Origin of the sequence: Exilibacterium tricleocarpae, from assembly GCF_007004655.1 — a bacterium.
In the GTDB taxonomy this organism is placed as follows: domain Bacteria; phylum Pseudomonadota; class Gammaproteobacteria; order Pseudomonadales; family Cellvibrionaceae; genus Exilibacterium; species Exilibacterium tricleocarpae.
Genome location: NZ_ML660159.1, coordinates 1 through 539 on the forward strand (window position 1 = coordinate 1; position 539 = coordinate 539).

Below are 539 nucleotides of genomic sequence, written 5' to 3' on the forward strand. Positions count from 1 at the left end.
CTTTGATCTACCCTTAAAACCACTACTGCACTTTTCCGATCGCATTACAGACAATGAATATCCTGGCATTTCGTTTAGTCTTACTGACTATTTGGAGCTGGTTGATTGGACAGGGCGAGCGATTCGTAGTGACAAACGAGGGTCTATACCCATTAGCTTATCGCCGCTCTTAAAACGTTTTTCAATGCCGACAGAAGCCTGGCTGCAAAGTAGCCAAACATTTGAACAAGTCCATACGGCGCAATTAAGAAAAATTCGGCTGTGTAAAGGACTCGCTTAAAAACGTTTTCAGAGAATTCTATCAAGACGTACCGCCTTGACGGGTATTTGCGTCTTAAATCAATGGTGCCGGCTATTTTTCCACAGATTCAAAGTCATCTTCTAACCATCGCGGTTAATTTTTATACGCCCCCTCTGCTACTCTAACAAAACGATAGTGCTAACTTGAGAGAATATTCTGGCTGCAACTCCTCGTTGTTTTTTTAACGGTGCCTGTCCTCGCCGTCTCTCTATTAACGGTGCCTGTCCTCGCCGTCCTC

The 539-nt window shown here is 44.3% G+C and carries 1 pseudogene; it reads left to right on the forward strand.

Annotated elements, in window-relative coordinates:
• Positions 1-280, forward strand: a pseudogene (locus FKG94_RS29315) (transposase); the annotation flags it as partial.
• Positions 281-539 lie beyond the last annotated feature (259 nt).